Annotated in this window: 21 protein-coding genes and 1 tRNA gene; 7 read left to right on the plus strand and 15 right to left on the minus strand. The window is 48.6% G+C overall.

Translation table 11 applies throughout. The annotated features are described in order from the left end of the window. Positions 1 to 16 precede the first annotated feature (16 nt). Entirely contained in the window at positions 17 to 1,060 is a 1,044-nt protein-coding gene (locus tag MET42_RS0112060; protein WP_019883288.1) for an NAD(P)-dependent alcohol dehydrogenase, read from the minus strand. A gap of 183 nt (positions 1,061 to 1,243) precedes the next feature. Further along, positions 1,244 to 2,242, minus strand: a complete 999-nt coding sequence (locus MET42_RS0112065) for an AraC family transcriptional regulator (protein WP_019883289.1) — start codon at positions 2,240 to 2,242, stop codon at positions 1,244 to 1,246. 152 nt (positions 2,243 to 2,394) lie between these two features. On the opposite strand from MET42_RS0112065, the gene MET42_RS0112070 reads away from it, so the two are divergent. From MET42_RS0112070 to MET42_RS0112080, 3 genes are all read left to right on the plus strand, one after another. Next, complete coding sequence (locus MET42_RS0112070; RefSeq protein WP_019883290.1) at positions 2,395 to 4,350, plus strand: SMP-30/gluconolactonase/LRE family protein; 1,956 nt, start codon at positions 2,395 to 2,397, stop codon at positions 4,348 to 4,350. A 140-nt stretch (positions 4,351 to 4,490) separates the two neighbouring features. Continuing rightward, complete coding sequence (locus MET42_RS0112075) at positions 4,491 to 4,778, plus strand: PsiF family protein (RefSeq protein ID WP_019883291.1); 288 nt, start codon at positions 4,491 to 4,493, stop codon at positions 4,776 to 4,778. 183 nt (positions 4,779 to 4,961) lie between these two features. Beyond that, positions 4,962 to 6,542, plus strand: a complete 1,581-nt coding sequence (locus MET42_RS0112080; RefSeq protein WP_019883292.1) for a bifunctional diguanylate cyclase/phosphodiesterase — start codon at positions 4,962 to 4,964, stop codon at positions 6,540 to 6,542. Positions 6,543 to 6,593: 51 nt separating this feature from the next. On the opposite strand, the gene cyoE is transcribed toward MET42_RS0112080, so the two are convergent. From cyoE to MET42_RS0112100, 4 genes are read right to left on the minus strand one after another with little or no spacing between them, the layout of a single operon-like run. After that, a complete protein-coding gene (gene cyoE / locus MET42_RS0112085; protein ID WP_024930708.1) occupies positions 6,594 to 7,490 on the minus strand; it encodes a heme o synthase in 897 nt (298 codons plus the stop codon). Positions 7,491 to 7,506: 16 nt separating this feature from the next. Continuing rightward, the gene (locus MET42_RS0112090) at positions 7,507 to 8,490 is read right to left on the minus strand and encodes a heme A synthase (protein WP_019883295.1); all 984 of its coding nucleotides are present in this window, start codon (positions 8,488 to 8,490) and stop codon (positions 7,507 to 7,509) included. A gap of 3 nt (positions 8,491 to 8,493) precedes the next feature. Continuing rightward, entirely contained in the window at positions 8,494 to 9,114 is a 621-nt protein-coding gene (locus MET42_RS0112095; protein WP_019883296.1) for a hypothetical protein, read from the minus strand. A 2-nt stretch (positions 9,115 to 9,116) separates the two neighbouring features. Then, positions 9,117 to 9,842, minus strand: coding sequence for an SURF1 family protein (locus MET42_RS0112100; protein WP_019883297.1), 726 nt, complete (start codon positions 9,840 to 9,842; stop codon positions 9,117 to 9,119). A gap of 49 nt (positions 9,843 to 9,891) precedes the next feature. On the opposite strand from MET42_RS0112100, the gene MET42_RS0112105 reads away from it, so the two are divergent. After that, positions 9,892 to 10,092: a twin transmembrane helix small protein gene (locus MET42_RS0112105; RefSeq protein ID WP_019883298.1), complete on the plus strand. Its 201-nt coding sequence runs from the start codon at positions 9,892 to 9,894 to the stop codon at positions 10,090 to 10,092. Between the two features lie 51 nt (positions 10,093 to 10,143). Here the strand turns inward: MET42_RS0112105 and MET42_RS0112110 are convergent, their stop codons facing one another. From MET42_RS0112110 to MET42_RS0112130, 5 genes are all read right to left on the minus strand, one after another. Further along, positions 10,144 to 11,076, minus strand: a complete 933-nt coding sequence (locus MET42_RS0112110) for a cytochrome c oxidase subunit 3 (RefSeq protein WP_019883300.1) — start codon at positions 11,074 to 11,076, stop codon at positions 10,144 to 10,146. Between the two features lie 45 nt (positions 11,077 to 11,121). After that, positions 11,122 to 11,658 carry a cytochrome c oxidase assembly protein gene (locus MET42_RS0112115; RefSeq protein WP_019883302.1) on the minus strand — a complete coding sequence of 179 codons (537 nt, stop codon included), beginning with the start codon at positions 11,656 to 11,658 and terminating at the stop codon, positions 11,122 to 11,124. 196 nt (positions 11,659 to 11,854) lie between these two features. Next, positions 11,855 to 13,450, minus strand: coding sequence for a cytochrome c oxidase subunit I (gene ctaD, locus MET42_RS0112120; protein WP_019883303.1), 1,596 nt, complete (start codon positions 13,448 to 13,450; stop codon positions 11,855 to 11,857). 26 nt (positions 13,451 to 13,476) lie between these two features. Next, the gene (coxB, locus tag MET42_RS0112125) at positions 13,477 to 14,643 is read right to left on the minus strand and encodes a cytochrome c oxidase subunit II (protein ID WP_019883304.1); all 1,167 of its coding nucleotides are present in this window, start codon (positions 14,641 to 14,643) and stop codon (positions 13,477 to 13,479) included. Between the two features lie 20 nt (positions 14,644 to 14,663). Then, a complete protein-coding gene (locus MET42_RS0112130; protein WP_024930702.1) occupies positions 14,664 to 15,125 on the minus strand; it encodes a DUF2244 domain-containing protein in 462 nt (153 codons plus the stop codon). A 568-nt stretch (positions 15,126 to 15,693) separates the two neighbouring features. Here MET42_RS0112130 and MET42_RS0112140 point away from each other — a divergent pair. Further along, positions 15,694 to 16,512 (plus strand): DUF2189 domain-containing protein, encoded by an 819-nt coding sequence (locus tag MET42_RS0112140; RefSeq protein ID WP_232411555.1) that lies wholly within the window; start codon positions 15,694 to 15,696, stop codon positions 16,510 to 16,512. Positions 16,513 to 16,855: 343 nt separating this feature from the next. Here the strand turns inward: MET42_RS0112140 and MET42_RS0112145 are convergent, their stop codons facing one another. The 3 genes from MET42_RS0112145 to MET42_RS0112155 all read right to left on the minus strand — a co-directional run bounded on the left by MET42_RS0112145 (position 16,856) and on the right by MET42_RS0112155 (position 18,870). Next, the gene (locus MET42_RS0112145; protein WP_019883308.1) at positions 16,856 to 17,239 is read right to left on the minus strand and encodes a hypothetical protein; all 384 of its coding nucleotides are present in this window, start codon (positions 17,237 to 17,239) and stop codon (positions 16,856 to 16,858) included. Next, complete coding sequence (locus tag MET42_RS0112150; RefSeq protein ID WP_019883309.1) at positions 17,239 to 18,006, minus strand: hypothetical protein; 768 nt, start codon at positions 18,004 to 18,006, stop codon at positions 17,239 to 17,241. The genes MET42_RS0112145 and MET42_RS0112150 overlap by 1 nt, the downstream gene beginning before the upstream one ends. A gap of 779 nt (positions 18,007 to 18,785) precedes the next feature. Further along, positions 18,786 to 18,870: transfer RNA gene (locus tag MET42_RS0112155), tRNA-Leu, on the minus strand. 56 nt (positions 18,871 to 18,926) lie between these two features. Here MET42_RS0112155 and queA point away from each other — a divergent pair. Next, on the plus strand, positions 18,927 to 19,967 hold the full coding sequence (queA, locus tag MET42_RS0112160) for a tRNA preQ1(34) S-adenosylmethionine ribosyltransferase-isomerase QueA (protein WP_019883310.1): 1,041 nt from the start codon (positions 18,927 to 18,929) through the stop codon (positions 19,965 to 19,967). 56 nt (positions 19,968 to 20,023) lie between these two features. After that, positions 20,024 to 20,896, plus strand: coding sequence for a hypothetical protein (locus MET42_RS0112165; RefSeq protein ID WP_019883311.1), 873 nt, complete (start codon positions 20,024 to 20,026; stop codon positions 20,894 to 20,896). Between the two features lie 63 nt (positions 20,897 to 20,959). Here the strand turns inward: MET42_RS0112165 and MET42_RS0112170 are convergent, their stop codons facing one another. After that, positions 20,960 to 21,601, minus strand: coding sequence for a lytic transglycosylase domain-containing protein (locus MET42_RS0112170; protein WP_019883312.1), 642 nt, complete (start codon positions 21,599 to 21,601; stop codon positions 20,960 to 20,962). Between the last annotated feature and the right edge of the window lie 30 nt (positions 21,602 to 21,631).

A 21,631-nucleotide genomic window follows, 5' to 3' on the forward strand; every position in this document is an offset into this window, starting at 1 on the left:
TTTGGTACGCGTTTGCTTAAGCTTTCATTGAGTTGATATCAATCACAAAGCGGTATTTCACATCACTCTTGAGCATGCGCTCGTAAGCATCATTAATGTAGTTGGCATCAATCATCTCTACATCGCTGACAATATTATGCTTGCCACAGAAATCGAGCATTTCCTGGGTCTCGGCGATGCCACCAATCAGTGAACCGGCGACATGGCGGCGCTTGGTAATCAGGTTGGCGCCATGCACTTCGACCGGATCCAGCGGTCCGACCAGCACGATGGTCTTATCGCGCTTGAGCAGGCCGATATAAGGATTGAGGTCATGTGCGACTGGCACAGTATCAATAATCAGATCAAAACTGGCCGCATGTTTGGCCATGTCATCCGCATTTTTAGAGATCAGCACTTCATGTGCGCCCAACTTTGTGGCATCCCCGGCTTTACTGGCTGAGGTGGTAATCATGACCACGTGCGCGCCCATGGCGGCGGCCAATTTCACGCCCATATGACCCAGGCCACCGAGGCCGATAATGCCCACTTTCTGGCCGGGCTGTACATCCCAGTGTTTGAGTGGTGAATACAAGGTAATACCGGCACACAACAGCGGTGCAACAGCCTTGGTGTCCAGGTTTTCCGGCACGCTGACGACGAAATTTTCATCAACGGTAATACGCTCGGCATAGCCACCAAAGGTCAGGCCACCATGCTTGGTGTCTTTGGCATTGTAGGTAAACACAGAGCCATTGCAATATTGTTCTTCACCAGCGTCACAGTCTTCGCAGTGGCGGCAGGAGTCGACCATACAGCCGACCCCAACCAGTTGCCCCAGCTTGAATTTGGTAACATGACTGCCGATACTTTTCACACGGCCGACAATTTCGTGGCCGGGCACCATGGGATACAAAGAACCACCACCCCATTCATTCCTGGCTTGGTGGATATCCGAGTGGCAAATGCCACAGTACTCGATGTCGATCAGGACGTCGTGCGGGCCCGTCTCGCGGCGATCAATATTCATGGGTGCGACCGGTGAGGTCGCATTTTGTACACCATAGGCGGCTGTTTTCATAGCATCTCCATCATCTATTGTTACGTGTTAACCAATGGCAAAGCATCACCACTGTATCGCTAAACAGTCTAAACAAGGTAGCCTAAAAGTGCTTGCCTGCTCTTATCAAATACTTGCCTAATCCTCTGCGATGTTGGCATATTTGACTCAAGAAACCGTGGCTTCATTGTCACAATGATCGTTTTACTGTTGAACAGTCACATATTGGTCGACCATCTGATTGGCCACAAATTCGCCGGGCGATGTGATCAATGCGCTGCGTACGGCACTCACCTCCTCCATCGGGCTTTTGCCAAACATGCGCTTGAACTCGCGGCTGAACTGTGAGGCACTCTCGTAGCCGACTTTAGTCGCAGCCAAGGTTGCATTAATACCGTCCTGCACCATCAGCAAACGGGCTTTATGCAAGCGTGTCTTTTTCAAATATTGAATCGGCGAGGTAGCCGTCACATCCCTGAATGCGGCATGAAAAGACGGCACGCTCATGGCAGACACCGCCGCCAGCGTATCGACATTGAGTTCATTGGCATACTCGGCGTGAATCAACCTAAGCGCCTTGCTGATTTTGCCCATATTGTTGTGGGTGCTATGCGCTGCCAAAATGGCCGACGCTTGCGAAGACTGCAGGATACGATAATGAATCTCGCGGATAATCGCCTGTCCGAGTACGGCGGCTTCATTTTTAGATTGCAAGCACTCAAGCAATCGCACCACGGCATTCGACAGTTGCTTATCCAGCGGTGTCGAACTGATGCCACTTCTGCCGTTAATATTCATTGGCGTCGCATGCTCTACACTCAACAACAGCTCGGAAACCATAGACAGATTGATGCGGATGGAAATAGCGAGTAATGGCTCCTCGGCGGAGGCGATGGTTTCACTTTCAAATGGCAACGGCACCGACAGGATCAGGAACTGTTGCGGATTATATTGATAAACCTCACCGCCCAGGTAGCCCACTTTGCGCCCTTGGCAGACAAACACAATACTCGGCTCATAAAATACCGGGCTACGCGGAATCGCCCGGTTCCAGCGCATGAGCTTGACGCCATCCAGCGCAGTCAGGGTAAATCCCTCTGTCGGTGTCAGTGCCGAAAGCAGCGTAATCGTGCGGTCTTTGTCGTGCGCATGCCAGCATTCGTTACCATTCATAATATAAGTGCGATTAAAATAAATAGGCATTCATATTACTCCTAATTAGCAATAACCATCACTACTGACATAGAATTAGGCAATCATTTCATATCTTTTAACTTTTCACGGCAGATACAACTGCTTACACTGGCCCTATTGCAGTTGGATTGATTGCAATACTTTTGGAGAAAGGGATACAAATGAAAAAGAATCCACTGATCACAGGCCTGGTCAGCGCCATGTTCGCCACACTGGCCACCTCTGCCTGGGCAGATATTAACGATGTGCGCGCAAATTTGAGCAAACTGCATGTGCCGGAAGGCTTTCATGTTGAAGTCTACGCAGAAGTACCCGGTGCGCGCCAAATGGCGCTGGGCACCAACGGCAATGTCTACGTCGGCACACGCGGCAGCAAAGTATACGCCGTGGTCGATAAAAACAAGGACCATAAAGCCGACCAGGTCGTCACTATTCTGGATGACCTGAGTGTAGGCAATGGCGTGGCCATGGTTGATGGCCATTTATATGTCGCTGAGCAACATCGCATCACGCGTTATGCCGCACCCGATTTCGATTTAACCCTGCCATTCAAGGCCATGCGTGAAGTCATTTACGACAAGTTGCCAGACAAGGCACACCACGGCTGGCGCTACCTGGCGGCAGGCCCGGACAACAAGTTATATGTCACCTTGGGTGCACCATGCAATATTTGTGACCCGGTCGGCATTGAAGCCTCGATTATTCGCATGAATCCGGATGGCAGCCAGGTAGAAACCTTTGCCAAAGGTGTGCGTAACTCGGTAGGCATGGACTTTCAGCCAGGCACCAACACCCTGTTTTTCACCGACAATGGTGTCGACCTGTTAGGTGCCGATGTGCCACACGACGAACTTAACGCGGCCCCTAAAGCCGGTTTGCATTTTGGCTTTCCTTACTACGCCGGTGGCGATGCGCGTGACCCGAACTGGAAAAACAAAACGCCGCCAGCTGACGTGACCAAACCAGTAGCCGAATTCCAGGCACACACCGCCAACCTGGGCTTTAAGTTTTATACCGGCAAACAGTTTCCAGCCGAATATCAGGGCAATGCCGTGATTGCGCAGCATGGTTCCTGGAACCGTAAAGTACCCGTCGGCTACCAGTTGGTACGCGTGACATTTGACGCCCAGCAGCAGGTCAAGGAAACCAAGCCATTTATCGACGGCTGGCTGAGTGCTGAAGGCGAAGTATGGGGCCGCCCGAATGATGTGCTGCAACTACCGGATGGCTCTTTACTGGTATCGGATGACTACAATGGCGTGATTTACCGTGTCAGCTATGATGGTAAAACACATAGCGCAGCAGCACACGGTGCAGCATCTACTGCCAGCGAAGCCAACACCTTGAGCGGTTTTGTCATGCCGGAGTCTGTATTTGCCACCCCGGAAGGCGTGACTTACGTCTCTGAAATTGGTGAATTTGGCAAATTGGGCGATGGCAAAATCACACGTATTGCCGCTGACGGTACACGTACTATCCTGGCGGATGGCTTAAACGACCCGAAAGGGCTGGATCTGTTTAATGGCCAGTTGTATGTGGCCGACATGGATCGTGTGGTACGCATTGACGCAGCTAGCGGCACCCAAACCGTGATTGCTGCGGCCAGTGCTTTCCCGCAAAAGCCAGTGTTTTTAAATGACATTGAAATCGACGGCCTGGGCAATGTATATGTGTCAGACAGTGGCGATGACCACGGCAACGGTGCAGGCATCTTTAAGATTGCGCCAGATGGCAAACTGACGCAGGTGCTTAAAGCCAAAGCAGGCATCAAGCGCCCGAATGGTTTACTGATGGATGGCCCGGATCGTTTACTGGTGGCTGATTTTGGCACTGGCAAACTATTCAGCGTGCAAATCGGTAGCAAAAAAACCAGCGTCACCTTGTTGAATCAAGGCTTTGGCGGTGCAGATGGCCTGGTCAGAGATGCCAACGGCCTGCTGTATGTGAGCGACTGGGCAGGTGGTAATGTCTGGCAACTGACTGAACCCAAAGCAACGCCACAACGCATTATTCAGGGGTATCAGTCCGCAGCAGATATCAGCCTGTCGGCAGATGGCAAATCACTGTTGATTCCTGACATGAAAGCGGGCACTTTACACACCGTGCCGATTCATTAATTGCTAGTCAAAGCCCGGTGTTTCACCGGGCTTTTTTATTCCCCCAACCGTTAATCTCTATGTCACAATGCCAGGCACGGGCCTGCTAACCAGCGGCCTGAACTCGAAAAATACTTATCTTTTTTTGTTTGGAGACTTTCATGAATAAACTGGTGATTGCCTTGTTGTTGTCTTGCGTCTGTATCTCTGCCAATGCAGGCCCGCAGCAGGAAAAAATGAAAACCTGTAATGCCGACGCCAAAACCAAAGCACTTGCAGGCGATGAGCGCAAAGCCTTTATGAAAGAATGTTTATCTGCAGATGGCGCCAGTGCTGGCCTGACTGCACAGCAAAACAAAATGAAAACCTGTAATGCCGACGCCAAAACCAAAGCACTCGCTGGTGATGAACGTAAAGCGTTTATGAAATCTTGCTTGTCAGCCAAATAATTTCAGCAATACACCCAACCATCGCCTGTTGTCCTGCAACAGGCGATTTTTTATTATTTTTTCAAATCCGTTCTAAAGTTTCTTTATATTCAGCCGTTAATTGAGTTAGCCCTTGTTGTAGCCGCTAAAACTGGCGTGCAAATACAAGGCCTCAATTGTGCTCCAATACTGGGACAGAATGGTATGAATACCACTATTAAAAGACTGGCTGGCAAACTGATCCCCGCCGTTGCTGCGCTGACGCACCAAACAGCGGCGGCCGTACCAGCCCCTCTGGCAACCACACATACCAGCACCTCGTTTAACCACATGATGGTGACTACCAGCATCACAGCCGTCACGATCGTCTGCGTATTATTGCTGTATCAATTTTGGCGCTTCTACCAGCGCGCGCAGCGCCGGGAAGCTGACATTCGCCAGCAACTCTGGCGGCAGGCCAATTACGATTACCTGACGCAACTGCCTAACCGCTACCTGCTGCAAAAATGCCTGGAAGAAGCGATTATTGATTGCCAGCAATCGCAGCAACAATTGGGCTTATTACTGATTGACCTGGATGGCTTTAAGGATGTGAATGATATTGCCGGTCATGCGGTGGGGGATCGTTTGCTGCAAAACGCAGCGTTGCGCATACAGTCTTGCGCGCGCAGTGGCAACACCACAGCCAAGCTGGGCGGGGACGAGTTTGTGGTGGTCATCCCCAAGCTTCGGGATATTCAGGTGTTACACGAGATTGGCGCCAAGATTGTAGAAACCATACGCTCACCGTTTTACATTGAAGATAACCAATACTTTGTCACCGCCAGCATCGGCATTGCCGTGTTCCCCGACCACAGCAGATCCGGCGAAGAATTAATGATGTTCGCCGATCAGGCACTTTACGCCGCCAAACGTGCTGGCAAAAATCAATATCAGTTCTTTACGCAAACCATGCAGCGGGAAATACGCGACCGTATTTCGCTCACGCATGACTTGCGCTCAGCTGTCGCCAATGGTGAGCTACATTTGGTTTACCAACCCATTTATCGCCTGAGTGACTTATGCCTGATTAAAGCGGAAGCGTTAATCCGTTGGCAACACCCGACACGTGGCGCCATCCCGCCTGATGTGTTTATTCCCTTGGCAGAAGAATCAGGTGTGATTATCGAAATTGGCAAATGGATTTTTGATGAGGTGCTCCATGACTTATCAGCCATTGACCTGTTACGCCTGCAAGGAACACAAATCAGCCTTAATATTTCGCCCGTGCAATTTGCGCATCCACAACACCTGATGGCCTTTATCAAGCGCCTGCAACGTTCCAACATCCCATGCGAACGCTTTTGTTTCGAGATTACTGAAGGCTTGTTACTGGAACCATCCAAAGTAACGCAAGACACTTTAAAGAACGTCAAGCACGCAGGCATCAAACTCTCGATAGACGACTTTGGCACCGGCTACTCTGCGCTCGGTTACCTCAAAAAATACCAGATCGACTACGTCAAAATTGATAAGTCATTTATTAAGAATCTGGAGGTCGACAATTATGATTTCATTCTGTGCCGATCCATCATTCAGATGGCACATGAACTGAATATCAAACTGATTGCGGAAGGCGTGGAGAATGCCCGCCAGGAGAGCATTCTCAAAGTGATTAACTGCGACTTTATCCAGGGCTTTTTGCATGGCAGACCCACCATGTTCAGCTCGCTGCTGGAGCAGGTCTACCAGCAGACTGCGCACCAGCGTGTGCATAGCCTGATGAATAATGAAACCAAACATTAGGGCAGAAAAAAGGGTGCGCATATGCGCACCCTGGCTACATTCACGATCAGGTTAGACCAGATAGTGATCCAGCAATAATGCCGCAAACATCAGGCTGAGATAAAGAATCGAATATTTAAAGGTTGTTTTAGCCAGTGCATCTGAATAATGACGATACAAGCTAACCACATAATACATAAAAATAAGATTCAACACGGCAGCAGATGCCAGATACAACCAGCCACTCATGCCCAGGCCATAAGGCATCATAGAAACGACGACCAGAATGACGGTATACAGCACGATATGCAGCAAGGTGAACTGCTCGCCGTGTGTCACCGGCAACATGGGCATGCCGACTTTGGCATACTCTTCACGACGGTATAAGGCCAGCGCCCAGAAATGCGGCGGCGTCCAGGCAAAAATAATCAGAAACATCACCAGGGATTCTGGAGACACGGTATTGTTCACTGCAGCCCAGCCCAGAATGGGTGGCATGGCGCCAGAAGCCCCACCAATGACGATATTCATCGGCGTGGCAGGCTTGAGGAATACGGTATAAATCACCGCATAGCCGACAAAAGTCCCTAACGTTAACCACATGGTCAGCGGGTTGACCCAGTAATACAAAATGCTTAAGCCTATGCCGCCGAGCACACTGGCAAACAGCAGTGTTTCCATCTGCGACAGTTGACCAGTTGGCAAAGGCCGTGCACGGGTACGCGCCATCATGGCATCAATCTTATGCTCAATGAGACAGTTAAACGCCGCCGCCGCCCCCGATGCAAAGGCAATCCCCACCGTGGCGGCCAGCAATACCGAGAGCGGCACCATGCCTGGCGTCGCCATCAGCATACCGATAATGGCGGTAAACACGATCAATGCCGTCACGCGCGGCTTGCATAGCGCATAAAAACTGCGCATCCCCATGCTGGCTGAGGCCAACTGTGTCATCCATGCTGCTTGCATACTGTTCCCCTATTTTTTATATGACATTTGATGATGTATTCAACAATCTGGCATTGATAGCTACCAGCCATACGCCCAATAACGCTGCCCCTGCGTTATGCAGCACCGCCAGCACCAACGGCAGTTGCAACAACAGGTTACCAACCCCAATCGCCACCTGGCACAGTACAATCGCCAGCAGCCCCCAGGCCAGGCCACGTGAAACAGGTCGTTGCAGCAAAAATCTCACGCTCACCAGCATCCAGCCCAGCACAACGAATGCACCCAAACGATGTATCCATTGAATGGCTGTCAGCACATTAAGGTGCAACTGTCCGCCATCGCGACTTTCACCCAAAGCACGCGTGAGGTGAAATGCCTCGCCGACATCCATATCCGGCCACCACAAGCCATGGCAGGTCGGAAAATCCGTACAGGCCAAGGCAGCATAATTACTGCTGGTCCACCCTCCCAACAGCACTTGCGCGATCCAGATCAGCAACGCAACACGCAACCACCATTGCTGACTGCCAGGCAATGCAATGTCCTGCTTGCTGCCATGACGAAAGGCAATCCAGCTCAGCAAAGCCAACGTCGTCATGCCGCCAAGCAAATGCAAGGTCACGATCACCGGCTTCAATAACAAGGTCACCGTCCACATCCCCAGCAAGGCTTGCAGAACGATCAACACCACCAAGCCTGCCGACAACTGCCAGGCAGTTTTAAGCGTATGACGTTGACGATATGCCAACACGGCCAGAGCCACCACCAGCAAGCCCAGGCTGCCAGCCAGGTAACGATGTGCCATTTCCTTCCAGGCTTTGGCATGCACAACGGGCTTGTCGGGATACGCCTGCTGTGCCGACTGGATTGCAGATTCACTCTGCGGCACGGTCAACGCACCATAGCAGCCCGGCCAATCCGGACAGCCCAAACCGGCATCTGAAAGCCGTACATACGACCCCAGCACCACCACACAAAAAGCCACAATAGCAGCCAATACACTCAACGCTTTAAACATGTACTAGCCTGCCCATGAAGCCTTTAACAATTTCACCAGATCCTTGCGTATCCACTTGGCCTCCATCTCGGGGCCATATTGCATCATGATATTACCCAGCGGATCGATAAAATAAACGCGTTGTGCATCCAGTGTATTCTGGCCACCACCACTCAGCATACTGCCCAACGCAGTCACTTGCTCAGGCGCACCATTAATAATCAGTAAATCAGGATAACGGGCACGAATGGCGCTGGTGTCAGCCTGCTGTGTAATCAGCACGCGCTGCACACGTATCATGTCTTTGTATAACGAGACATAAATCTGCCGCATGTCGTACAAACGCTGCATGCAAGGCGCATCACACTCGCGTGCGATCAGGGCGATATTCCATTTATCCTGCCAGAATGCCGGCAATGCCTGCTGCTGGTCACTCACCCAATGGGTTGTATGGGCGATGGAAACGGGCGGTTGAATTAATTGACCATAGCTCTTGCCAGTAGGACGCCAGTCAAACTTGATCATCGCCACCACCACCAATAGCGGCACGGTAAAAAAGATCGCCAACAACAAAAAAATCATGCGCCCTTTGCGCTGCTGCACAGGATCCAGCACCACTAAAGGATTCGTTTCTTCATGGGTCATATTCAAGCCCGTCTCTCCAACATTTGAGTCAATCCAATCACCAGGCTAGCTACAGCAAAACCAAACCACTGGTAAGCATAACTCAGGTGCTTTTCCACTTGCCCGGCAGGCACATCCCAATGCCGCACATACCCCTCACCAACCGCTGGGGCGAGTTTGAGGATCACATCCGGGAAAATATAAGGCACATGCTGGCGTAAATAAGCAAAGTCGAGCACAGGTTGCACGGATTGCCAGGCCTGGCCAGGTTTATCCAGCCTGAAACCGACTTTGGTTTGCTGCCAGAACAAGCCCTTAATCACTTGCTCAGCCTGCGTAGTGGAAATTTTTGGCGTTTGTTGATGATCAGTAAACCCGGCTATCCAGCCACGGTTTACCCAGATCACATGTTGTTGGTCATTGAGCAAGAAAGGCGTAATGACATGAAATCCGGCTTGGCCTTGCTCCACCTGATTATCAAGAAAAAATGCATATTGAGGCAGGTAATGCCCTTTGAATTCAACGGTCTGCAAATGCAAAGTTTCGACTTTAGCCGGGGAGTCCAAGTCTTGCGCTTGCGGCCAAACCGCATCGCCATGATGCGTCAATGCGCGGGTAATTTCCTGCTTTTGTTCTGCCTTGTGCCATTGCCACAAGCCAAGCCGGACACAACCCCAGATTGCGACTACCATGACACACACCACCAGCCAGCGTACACGAACGACATAATTTCCCAAGGGTATTTGCATTTTCCAGCTTACAGCCCATAATGTGATCAACTTAACGCGAGATCACATCATGCTCATTAAAATTGTCACCATTTTGATACTGATTGTCATTGTGGGCAGCCTGTTTTCCGCCTTGCTGTTTTTGCTCAAAGACAAGAGTGGTTCCGATCGCACCGTGAAAGCCCTGACCATGCGTATCGGCTTATCCATCTTCCTGTTTCTGGCTTTGATTCTCGCAGCACATTTCGGCTACATAGGCCATACACTTTAACAATATTACGCTTGCTAAAAAAGGGCGCTCAATGCGCCCTTTTTTCATTCATCAGAGCATGTAAACAAAGATATACAGGCCCAACCACACCACATCCACAAAGTGCCAGTACCAGGCCACACCTTCAAAGCCAAAGTGATGCTCAGGCGTAAAGTGACCTTTAATACTACGCAGCCAAATCACGATCAGCATCAGGGTACCAATCGTCACATGAAAGCCGTGAAACCCTGTCAACATGAAAAATGTCGCACCGTAGGCGCCTGATTTCAGCGTCAAGCCCATTTCCGTGTAGGCATGATGGTATTCAGCCGCCTGACAGCACAGGAAAGTCACACCGAGCGCAATGGTCAAAAACAGACCAATAATCAATTGTTTGCGGTTATTCTTGATCAAGCCCCAATGCGCCCAGGTAATGGTTGCGCCAGAACTGAGCAGCAGCAAGGTGTTAATCAGCGGCAAGCCACTCCATGACATCGGATGGAATTCAGGGTTGGGCTTATAAGCCTCACCAAGCACCGTACCGCCAGGCCCTTGTGACGGCCACGCACTCAAAAAGTCTTTATACGGTGTAATATCCGGCGCATAGGAGGCCAGATCAGGCACCGACAGCACCCGCATATAAAATAATGCACCAAAGAAAGCCGCAAAAAAGGCAACCTCTGAACAGATAAAGACGATCATGCCGATGCGGAAAGATTTATCTTCCCACTTTTTATATTGCCCGGTGATACTCTCAGTAACCACCGTGCTCAGCCACTTGAACATCATGGTCAGGATAATCGCCAGACCCAGATACATCATGTATTTGCCCGGGGTTGCGAGGTAAGACAGCGCCGGATTCTTGATGGAGCCATCCAGGCGCGTATCCGAACCGGTAACATTAAAAACAAAACCACTGGCCATAGACAGCAACCCGACAGAAATCAGTGCCGGATATATGCTGCCATGCGGGACAAAATAGTGATTTTCTGAATGACTAGCCATGCATTAACTCCCTATCCTTTAACTTATTGCTCATAATTATTGTGTTTACTGACTTGCCGGAAAAAACGAATACGACAAGGTCATTTCTTGTACATCTTTTGGCAAATCGGCACTGACAAAAAACCGCAGTGGCAACGCCTTTACTTCCCCAGGTTTGAGTGTCTGCCTGACAAAACAAAAACACTCAATCTTCTTCAAATGTGCCGATGCTTTGCCTGGCGTCACGCTTGGAATCGCCTGTCCGGCCACTTCCTCACTGGTAATATTCTTTGCTTCAAACATCACCGTGGTCACTTGGCCCGGATGCACGACCACACTGCTTTGCTTGGGGTAAAAATTCCACCCCAGGCCGGGCATCACCGATGACACAAATTGCACCGTGACTTCACGCTTCAAATCAACAACCGCTTTGCTTGCGCTCTCAGCCGTATTGTTTGTTTTGCCATTCAAGCCTGTGACTGAGCAAATCACGTCATATAGCGGCACGAGTGCAAAAGCAAACAACAATGCACCAGCAATAATCCAGACTAATTTCAACGCCAATTTTTTATTGGCTGCTACCTGCGCTTGCTCTAATGCCATAACCGTTGCAAGCGCCGCTTACTTCCAAATCGTAAACATCGAAATCAGGTACCAGATAATGGCCACTGCGGCTAACAGCCAGGCAATTTTCCGATTATTTGACTGCTTGGGATCACTCAAAATACATCAACCTTTAAACAAGCCAATCAATCACAGACGGATTGGCTTTTGCTTCAAATTTACTTCAGCTTTGTCCTTACTTAACAACAGGCTGCTCAGTAAAGCTGTGGTATGGCGGTGGTGAAGGCAATGTCCACTCCAGCCCTTGTGCACCCTCCCAAACGTTGTCAGTGGCTTTCTTACCACCTTTGACACAGCTGAGAATAATGTACACAAACAGCAGTTGTGACAGGCCCAACACAAACGCGCCTACCGTAGAAATCATGTTGAACTCGGCAAACTGCAATGCGTAGTCAGGAATACGACGCGGCATACCGGCCAGGCCAACAAAGAATTGCGGAATAAACGTCACGTTGAATGAAATAGCGGTTAACCAGAAGTGTGTTTTACCTAACTTCTCGTTATACATATGGCCGGTCATTTTTGGCAGCCAGTAGTACACACCGGCCATAATGCCCATGATGCCACCAGCGAACAGGGTGTAGTGGAAGTGCGCCACGACGAAGTAGCTGTTGTGGTATTGCGCATCCGCAGCCACGTCAGCCAGCACCAGGCCAGTCAAGCCGCCAATACCGAATAAAATGATCCAGCCGACAGTAAACAACATCGGTGTTTCAAAGCTCATGGAGCCTTTCCACATGGTGCGGATCCAGCAGTAGAACAACACGGCCAGCGGCAATGAAATCGCCATGGTGCTATACATAAAGTACAGCAAAGCTGGCACTGGCATACCGGCAGTAAAGAAGTGGTGCGCCCATACAACGACAGCCAAAGCACCAATAGACCACAATGAATACACTTGTGCTTTATAGCCATACATTGGTTTGCGGCTGAAGGTTTGCAGAATCTGAGGAATGAAACCCCACACCGGCAGCAACAGAATATAGACTTCAGGGTGACCAAAGAACCAGAACAAATGCTGGAACATGATTGGGTCACCGCCACCGGCAGCATCAAAGAAGTGGGTACCAAAGTGACGGTCGGTCAGCAACATGGTCACCGCGCCGGCCAACACTGGAATCGTCGCAATCAGCAAGAAGGCCGTAATTAACCAACCCCAGGCGAACATCGGCATTTTCATCAAGGTCATGCCAGGTGCACGCATATTGTAAATCGTCACAATAATATTAATAGAGCCTAATACTGACGAAATACCCAGCAAGTGCACGGCAAAAATAGCGAAGTCGACGCCAATCCCGCCTTGCACAGACAGCGGCGGATAAAAGGTCCAGCCAGTCGCTAATGCGCCGTCACCAACGCCAAACAACGCCAGCGTGAATGGCAGTGTGAGCAAAATAGCTGACGGTGGCAGAATCCAGAAGCCCCAGTTATTCAAGCGCGGCAAGGCCATATCAGGTGCACCGATTTGCAAAGGCAACATCCAGTTGGCAAAACCAGTAGCGGCTGGCATCAATGCCGCAAAAATCATGATCAGCGCATGCACGCCAATCAGCTGGTTAAAAAACTCAGGGTTCATTAATTGCAAACCCGGCTTGAACAGCTCGGCACGAATGCCCAAAATCATCGAACCGCCGACCAGAAACATCACCAGTGAAAAGGTTAAATACATGGTGCCGATATCTTTATGGTTGGTCGTCGTTAACCAACGCATAATCCCGGTCGGATGGTCGTCGTGATGCTCATCATGATGTGCTACGGTTGTAGTACTCATAGTGCTCTCCTAAAATCGCTCAAATATTATTCGCGTGCAGCTTTAACTTGCGCTGGCTGCACCAGTGCATCCACAGCCGCCGTATTACCCAGCGCATTGCGCTCGTAGGTAATCACCGCAGCAATTTCCGTATCGTTCAATGTGGCTTTCCAGGCAGGCATCACGCCTTTACCATTGAGCACACGATCCAGATGACTGTCTTTTTGATATTTGCCATCTGCGCCAAAAATCGGGCCGGTGGCGATTTTGCTGCCGGTGAGTGCCGGGAAAGCCGGAGGCAAACCTGCACCTGTCACCTGATGGCATACCGCACAGTTTTTCTCGTAGACCACTTTACCCTGAGCGACCAGTTCGTCTTTGGTCATCTCTTTGACATCATTCGCAGCTTTTTGCTCATCCTGTTTTTTGTTCGCCCATTGTGCGAACTCTTCTTTAGACACCGCATTCACCACCACTGGCATATAGCCATGGCCTTTACCGCACAGCTCTTTACATTGGCCACGATACACGCCCGCCTTTTCAACCTGCACCCAGGTTTCACGGATAAAGCCGGGCACAGCCACACGTGAAGAACCAAACTGCGGTACCCACCAGTTGTGTAACACGTCAGAAGCCGTCATCAGAATGCGCACCTTCTCGCCAACCGGCAGCACCAGCGGGTTATCAACCTCTAACAGGTAATGCTCGCCTTTATCGGCTTCGTTATGCATTTGGTCATTGCTGGTGGCCAGGTTGCTGACGAACTTGATGCCTTTGGCGTCGCCATCCAGGTATTCATATTGCCAGCGCCACTGTGAACCAGTGATCTTGATCACCATGGTCGACTGGTCACGTGTATCTTCCATCATCACCACGCTGTGGTAAGCCGGAATCCCCATGATGACAAAGTCAATCAGCAGCAAAATCGCAAATGGAATCAGCGTCCAGAAAATTTCAACCGCAGTCGAAGGCGCCTTATCGGCCACAGGTTTGTAGCCCTTGCTGTGACGGTGAGTCACAATGGAATAAATCATGATAGCCAGCACTGCCACAAAGATGACGGCAGTAATCAGCATAAATTTGTTGTGTACGTGTAAGGTATCCAAAGCCATCGGCGTGACCGGCTCTGGAAAATTCCAGGTGAAGTCAGCACGTGCACTTAAAGACAAGAACAATGCAAACGCACCAACCCCGAGTTTCTTCATCCCTTGCATCTAATCGCTCCAAAATCCAGTTATTTAGTTTTCAGAAGTACCCGCTTGAGATGAGACGCCACTTGTTCGCGTTGCGCGTTGTCCATGGTATCTCGACCAAACTCAACCTCTTGATGATGGGACCCAATCCACAGTGACGTTTTACCGTTCTCACCTTCCCTGAGCGTTATCCGGGTCCAATAGGATTGAAAGCGAACGTGTTTTATTTCTCCCAACACACTTTGCTCGATTTCAACCTGATCCTGAACGAAAGTAATTTTTTCGTAATCACTGCTGTGACGCAATACCACCACAAACGCCAGAACCACCAACACTAATTCCAAGCCAGCAAACGGCAACACCATCCAAGCACCTACATGCAAAAAAGCTAAAGCAATCAGCCCCGAAAACACCACCAGACTCAACAACAACTTGCATACACTTTCTGTAGAAGCGGATGCATTCGGCCTTGTGATGCATTGTGTTTCGCAAATAGATAACATGCTTGCCAACCCAAATTTAGCTTGTAGCAACTAAATTACGTTTAGTTACAAATTTGTTACATGTTGTAAATTAGCACAAGACCAACCTAGTGACAAGACAAAAAATCGGGATTACCCCTGTCATCAATGTAAATTTATGGTGAGTTGGGGTTAAAGCGACGCGGTCAAAAAAGCGCATAAAATACTGGACCAGACTAGTCCAACGAGCATTCTGAATACTGCCGGAACAACGAAGAAGCGATGTGGATGAGTAGTGAAAAAATGTTGTTGCGTATCACCCAAGCAACTACTTTTTCGGGGGGAGATTTTGCACGCCATCACCAATCAAGCATGTTTGAATCAAAAAATATGACGACTGCATGCAAAAGTTTTTTGTGGTAGATTCTTAATCGTATCCCGATGTCATCGCGCAATCTTGCCTACACCAGATTAGCGACAGATGAGGCGCAGCAAGCCATTGGGACCGTTTTTTGTGTGAATGAATTAGCAATGCAAGTAGTTGTGGCAAGCCATCATCAAGAGCTTTTCAGCTTTAAAGATCGGTCATGCAATCTGCAAGCACTGATTGATGGCAGCCATCATTTTAAAAGGGGCTAAACACATGAACATTAACCATATACCCGCCACAAAAGTCCGTGCTGACGACGGTATTTCCATCCGCCAAGTTGGCACCAACATCATTCTAGACTGGCTGCATGCAGGCGTAACCGACATCCACCTCGGCGGCCGCGCCAGTCTTTTTTACGGTATCATTTTCGCCGCCATCGGCGTCATCATACACACCGTTTTTGCTGACAATTACTGGCTACTGGCCGGGGTATCAACCGGCTTCTTTTTGCTAGGCCCATTCCTGGCGGTCGGGCTATATGACTTAAGCAGACGCATAGAATCCGGCGAACGACCTTCACTTCGCCCCACCCTCACCGCATGGCTACCCAACCTGCTCAATATCACCCTGTTCACAGGACTACTGATTTTTGTTTTTCTCAGCTGGGTGCGTCTTTCAATGAGTATATTCGCGCATTACTTTCATGATGCACTACCCACTTTTGCAGATGTAGTCATCAACGTATTCACCTTCAAGCAACCCACGTTCCTGTTCGTTTATTTTTCTGCCGGTGCCGTGTTTGCCGCTTTTATTTTCAGCATCAGCGTCATCGCCATGCCCCTCATGCTAGACCGTAACGCCAGCGCCTGGACCGCAGCCATCACCAGCCTGCGCACCTGTGCACATAATCCGGTGCCCATGCTGCTATGGGCATTCTGTATTGTCGTCCTCGTGGGATTTGGCCTGGCGACCAACTTTTTGGGATTGATTTTAACTATGCCAGTGGTTGGGCATGCTAGCTGGCACGTTTATCGCGACCTCATCGCAATAAGAAATTAATCCCGACCTCGTAATCAGTTGGTGGAGCAGCCAACTGAAGCACCATATAAAAAAGGCCTAGACGATCATCATCTAAGCCTTTTAATTTTTTGTACTTTTTGAGTCCTCTTCGTGCTACTTGAGAGTAATACATGGTGCGGGAGCCTGAACCGAATGTTGCACCAAACACTAATATTTAAGCCACTCTAAGGAATTTATAAATATTTGTTACCCCAATTGAATAAAAGTCACACTTTCTTTAGATCCAACTCACGGCCTATTTTCAAAATGAAAATGGAACATGACAGGCCATAAAAAACCCGCCTCTCGCGGGTTTGATCAAAGTAAGTACTAAGTTTATTACTTATATATTCTGGAAAATCTTATTTGTATTTGCAAATACTACATTCACGTGTTTGTCAGTGATTTCCATCTGTAGATCATAATCCACATTTCGACGGTTAAAAAGTTGGCCCTTTAAAAAATGTGCAATCAGTAAAGATTTTGAATGATTGTCATCTGTTTTCGGAATGTTAGGGTGGTTGAGCATATGTTGAAGATTTTCATGCACGCCACATTTCTCTTTTGTAATGCCTGGCTTGGCCAATTTTGAATGAAATTCAACAGCCCCATGATAACAGGCATAATAAGCACGAGAAATGGCGCTCCTGAAATCAGCTTCTGTTGCATTGCATTTGTTTTTAATATCATTTGCTGATGCCAGCAAATCATTAGCACAAACTGGCATTAGATCGCCTCAACACTCATATGCAAAGCGTCTGGGAATGCCCCATATTTTTGTATCGATCTTGAAACCGATTCAGCATAAATATCAGCTGCAACATTAGGATCAGTTTTAACTCTAAAAATTATAAAAACAGTATGCGGATGCCAATTGTTTTGATTATCTCCGATTAAAACTGTTGGATTATATTCACCAATCATCAATCTACGCTCACGCAATACCTCACCAAATACATCTGCATATTTGGCAACTTCAGCGTCAGTAATGTTTGCCGACTCCAATATCGCACTAGCTCTTTCGGCCAAGGAAATATCTTTGTCTGCGAATTCTAATTTAAGCTTCAATGATTCCTTGATTAGCTTGTTTAATTTGATGAAAGCTAGGCAGTTATACCCACCAAGAATTATTTCATATGGTTCTAATTCGTTTTTAGCAATAATAGATTCGTAGTAGCCAATCGCTTCACTATATAAGTAACTGTTTGATAAAACGATTGCTGAATTGTAATAAAGGCTTTGGTAGCTTTCTGGCGGAATGCCGTTCATCACACGAACGTGATATTTAACATTTTCAAAATCACCAATTAAGAAATTTAAGCTAGCTTTATGTAGATGCGCTCGACTAGCATCTACTTTCATTAGCTTATCAACATCTGCATTCAATTGCCTTATAACAAAAGAATCGGCAGGTATATGCTCAAATTGAAAAATCAGATTTCTGATTTTGTCTGTTAAATCTTTATCAATAGTCTGTGGTGCAGTAGCTACCATGTTCTGAATTAATTTTTTTGTGTACTAATTTAAGCAGTCTAGCATGCTAAGCATATATCCTTGAATTAGCAATAGTACAGACAGACTAATTTATAAGTCAGTTCAATGATTTACATACCTTGCAGCATTTTAAAAGTCCGTCGCTATTAACATGATTAACGGTAAAAATAGGCTTTTATGTAGGCTCGTATTCCCAAAATCAAAATATGCTCACCCCAAATACCTTTTACTACTATATATGGTGGTGACCACCCATCGACCACCTGAATGACCACCCCACAGCACTAAGAGTATCTAGCTTGATATCACGGTTCGAATTACCCGCAGTAGATGAAACCCTAGGAAGGACCCAAAAACATTGTTGCTGATTTAAGTCACAAACACCTTGACTATAAAGCCCCAGGGGTTATACCCCCCCTCCCCCTGTAACTCCCGCACGAAAAAATTTTGTTAAGCCCTCGGTCTAGACAAAACAAGTTGAGGACTGGTACCCGCACCTACCATAGCTTTCTTCTACGGTTAGGTAAGCCGCTGGATATTTATGAGCCAACCTTTGATGCAATTTCATTAAGGTAGGCTATCGGCGGGTTTTGCATTGCGTAATGCTGTATCTGAGAGTGCCATTTCGGGGTAACTCCAAATGAGGTAAGTTTTATTACCTCACAAGCTACCCCTGCTTAATACTGGATGTCAAACGACGACTTTGGACTGCTCTGGGCACAAAAAAGCCCGTAAGTCATTGATTTACGGGCTAAATTGAATCACTTTGTACAACTTCTTGGTGCCGGGAGCCGGAATCGAACCGGCACGCCTTGCGGCGCTGGATTTTGAGTCCAGTGCGTCTACCAGTTCCGCCATCCCGGCATGGGATATAATGTTGGACATCTCAAAGACAGCTATTATAACCATAATTTTGATTTATGAAAACTCTAGATTTCGATTTTTATCTTCCCGCACACTTAATTGCACAACATCCTCTACCCAACCGTTCAGAAAGCCGCCTGCTGGAAGTCAATGCCATACAACAGACTATACAGGACAGTTATTTCCGCCAGATTGCCGACCATTTTGAAGCTGGCGATGTGCTGGTCCTCAATGACACCAAGGTGATCAAAGCCAGGCTGTTTGGGCAAAAAGCCACCGGCGGCCAGATTGAGGTGATGATAGACCGCGTACTGTCTGAACAAGAGGCTTATGCGCAAATCAAGTCTTCGCGCTCGCCCAAAGCGGGCAGTTTGTTGCATTTGTCGGGCGACTATCAGGCTGAGGTGTTAGGCAGGCAGGCCGATATGTTTCATATCCGCCTGCTGGGTAATGAGTCCTGGTATGACTTTTTGGAGCAATATGGCCAGTTGCCGCTGCCGCCTTACATTGAGCACAAGGCGGATGCCGCAGATGATACGCGCTATCAAACCGTGTTTGCCAAGCATGCGGGGGCGGTGGCGGCACCGACAGCTGGCCTGCATTTTGATGAGGCCTTGTTACAGGCGCTCATCAACAAAGGCGTACATGTGCGATACGTGACGCTGCATGTGGGTGCAGGCACATTCCAGCCGGTGAAAGTGGACAATATTGCCGAGCATCATATGCATAGTGAGGTATATCATTTGCCTGAGGAAACGATTAGCACGATTCTCAACGCGCGCGCCAGTGGCAAGCGCGTCACAGCGGTAGGCACAACCTCGCTGCGCACACTGGAGAGTGCGGCGCATGTGGGTAAGCTATTTGCGCATCATGGTGACACCAATATTTTCATTACGCCTGGGTTTGAGTTCAAGCTAGTGGATAGATTAATCACCAACTTCCATCTGCCGAAAAGCACTTTGATGATGCTGGTATCCGCATTTGGCGGCTATGATTTGATGCGCAAGGCTTATGCACATGCGATTGATCAGTCTTACCGTTTTTTCAGTTATGGCGATGCCATGCTGATTACGCGCGCGCCGTCAGCAAAATCTTAAACTTACACGTTAAAATAGAGTCTATCAATCACCAATAAAAACAGGATGACGGAGATATGCAATTCACCCCAAAAACGTTGAGCGCACTGGCACTCTCTTGCCTGACGCTCATCGCCCATGCTGAGATTTTGCCCGAGGCAGAAGTCGGCGTAAAAATCCCACTGACTAAAAAGCCGACTACGCGCCCGATGGCCGTGGCTTATTTACCCAGCAATCAACACTACTACATTGCTGATGGTGGATTGGCGCCGATGGGCAGCGAATTTGAAGCGCCGATTTCAAAATCTGAGGTGCATGCGTTTACGGCGGATGGCAGCTATGTCAACTCGGCCAAACCTGGCTATGACAATCGTTCACTCTATTACAACCCGAACTCCGGTAAGCTGGAAACCATTACCTATAATATTTCCAGCGCAGTAGGCTTTTCACCTAATACCGGCATTTACAGCCTGGATGTCGGTGATAAAGGCGAGCTGTTAGGGACTTCGGGCGACGTCGCCCAGTTCAACCCGGCCTTTGGCGATGCGGGCACCATGCCCAGCTACGACCCAGTGAGCAAACACTATTATGCCAAACAGGATAGAGGCAACCTGGTATTTGTCGTCGACTCCAAGCAACGCGAAAAACTGCAGGAAATCAAACTCGACTTTGCCAAAGCACAAGTGATGCACGACGATGTCAGTGATCATTACATTGCCTTTACAGGCGTGGCTGGCAATGAGCTAGCCTTGCTGGATATCGATCATAAAGCCGTATTGATTTTTGACTTGAATGGTCAGTTTGTCGGCAGAAGTGCGCTGCCTGCAACGATGAAGCTACGCTCACAAAACCACTTTAATGGTCTCGGATATACCAACGGCATGATGTTTGTCTACCACGAACCAGAAGGTGAGTTTGGTACCTACTATGGCTTTAAAATCGTCAAATAAGTTTGAACGCCAATAATAAAAAACCGCGCATAAGCGCGGTTTTTTATTATCTGTTTTATTCGGTTATTGACTGGCAACATTCAGCTTGGGTGTATCTAAAGCAGGCGCATAATGCCAGTGATTACGCCAGGCACCCACTACCAGGTTCGGGTAATCAGGCTTGCCCAGGCTACCGTTATAACGACCCAGCGCACGATAATAATCGCCGCGTTCAATATCCAGGTAATGGCGCAAAATAGTACAGCCGTAACGCAGGTTTAAACGCATATCAAACAGATTGTGCTCGTTGACACCAATCGACTTCACCCAGAATGGCATCACCTGCATATACCCACGGGCACCTACGCTGGATACCGCATACTTTTTAAACCCACTTTCAACGTGAATCAGGCCCAACACCATTTGCGGATCCAGCCCTGCACGTGTGGCTTCGTAGTGTACAGACTTAAGGAAATCTTCACGATATTGCGCATCAGGCATACGCTTGGCTAGGCGGGCGGACATGTCCTGCAACCATTGTTGTGCCGACAGCTCGTTATCAAATAACAATCGCGGCGCAGCTAGGTCGCTGACTGACTTTTGCATCAACGCCTTGACGCTATTGGCAAGCGGCTCCTCTTTTTGGTTGCCAGCCATAGTCGGCGCTGACCATGCACACAGGCCGGCCAGCAAAAAGGCAAACAAAAAGAAGAATGCTTTTTTCATTGCGTCTATTGTAATCAAATTCATCCCGCC

Origin of the sequence: Methylophilus sp. 42 (assembly GCF_000384155.1) — a bacterium.
Classification (GTDB): domain Bacteria; phylum Pseudomonadota; class Gammaproteobacteria; order Burkholderiales; family Methylophilaceae; genus Methylophilus.

Bases quoted from the DNA above. Each gene is read 5' to 3' on its own strand.
- MET42_RS0112080 (WP_019883292.1), top strand. From the start codon at position 4,962: ATGAATACCACTATTAAAAGACTGGCTGGCAAACTGATCCCCGCCGTT.
- MET42_RS0112115 (WP_019883302.1), bottom strand. From the start codon at position 11,658: ATGGCATTAGAGCAAGCGCAGGTAGCAGCCAATAAAAAATTGGCGTTG.
- MET42_RS0112165 (WP_019883311.1), top strand. From the start codon at position 20,024: ATGCAATTCACCCCAAAAACGTTGAGCGCACTGGCACTCTCTTGCCTG.
- MET42_RS0112060 (WP_019883288.1), bottom strand. From the start codon at position 1,060: ATGAAAACAGCCGCCTATGGTGTACAAAATGCGACCTCACCGGTCGCA.
- MET42_RS0112130 (WP_024930702.1), bottom strand. From the start codon at position 15,125: ATGTTATCTATTTGCGAAACACAATGCATCACAAGGCCGAATGCATCC.
- MET42_RS0112095 (WP_019883296.1), bottom strand. From the start codon at position 9,114: ATGACCCATGAAGAAACGAATCCTTTAGTGGTGCTGGATCCTGTGCAG.
- MET42_RS0112065 (WP_019883289.1), bottom strand. From the start codon at position 2,242: ATGCCTATTTATTTTAATCGCACTTATATTATGAATGGTAACGAATGC.
- MET42_RS0112145 (WP_019883308.1), bottom strand. From the start codon at position 17,239: ATGCCAGTTTGTGCTAATGATTTGCTGGCATCAGCAAATGATATTAAA.
- MET42_RS0112090 (WP_019883295.1), bottom strand. From the start codon at position 8,490: ATGTTTAAAGCGTTGAGTGTATTGGCTGCTATTGTGGCTTTTTGTGTG.
- queA (WP_019883310.1), top strand. From the start codon at position 18,927: ATGAAAACTCTAGATTTCGATTTTTATCTTCCCGCACACTTAATTGCA.
- coxB (WP_019883304.1), bottom strand. From the start codon at position 14,643: ATGCAAGGGATGAAGAAACTCGGGGTTGGTGCGTTTGCATTGTTCTTG.
- MET42_RS0112170 (WP_019883312.1), bottom strand. From the start codon at position 21,601: ATGAAAAAAGCATTCTTCTTTTTGTTTGCCTTTTTGCTGGCCGGCCTG.
- MET42_RS0112140 (WP_232411555.1), top strand. From the start codon at position 15,694: ATGGCAGCCATCATTTTAAAAGGGGCTAAACACATGAACATTAACCAT.
- MET42_RS0112070 (WP_019883290.1), top strand. From the start codon at position 2,395: ATGAAAAAGAATCCACTGATCACAGGCCTGGTCAGCGCCATGTTCGCC.
- MET42_RS0112110 (WP_019883300.1), bottom strand. From the start codon at position 11,076: ATGGCTAGTCATTCAGAAAATCACTATTTTGTCCCGCATGGCAGCATA.
- MET42_RS0112075 (WP_019883291.1), top strand. From the start codon at position 4,491: ATGAATAAACTGGTGATTGCCTTGTTGTTGTCTTGCGTCTGTATCTCT.
- ctaD (WP_019883303.1), bottom strand. From the start codon at position 13,450: ATGAGTACTACAACCGTAGCACATCATGATGAGCATCACGACGACCAT.
- MET42_RS0112100 (WP_019883297.1), bottom strand. From the start codon at position 9,842: ATGCAAATACCCTTGGGAAATTATGTCGTTCGTGTACGCTGGCTGGTG.
- MET42_RS0112105 (WP_019883298.1), top strand. From the start codon at position 9,892: ATGCTCATTAAAATTGTCACCATTTTGATACTGATTGTCATTGTGGGC.
- cyoE (WP_024930708.1), bottom strand. From the start codon at position 7,490: ATGCAAGCAGCATGGATGACACAGTTGGCCTCAGCCAGCATGGGGATG.
- MET42_RS0112150 (WP_019883309.1), bottom strand. From the start codon at position 18,006: ATGGTAGCTACTGCACCACAGACTATTGATAAAGATTTAACAGACAAA.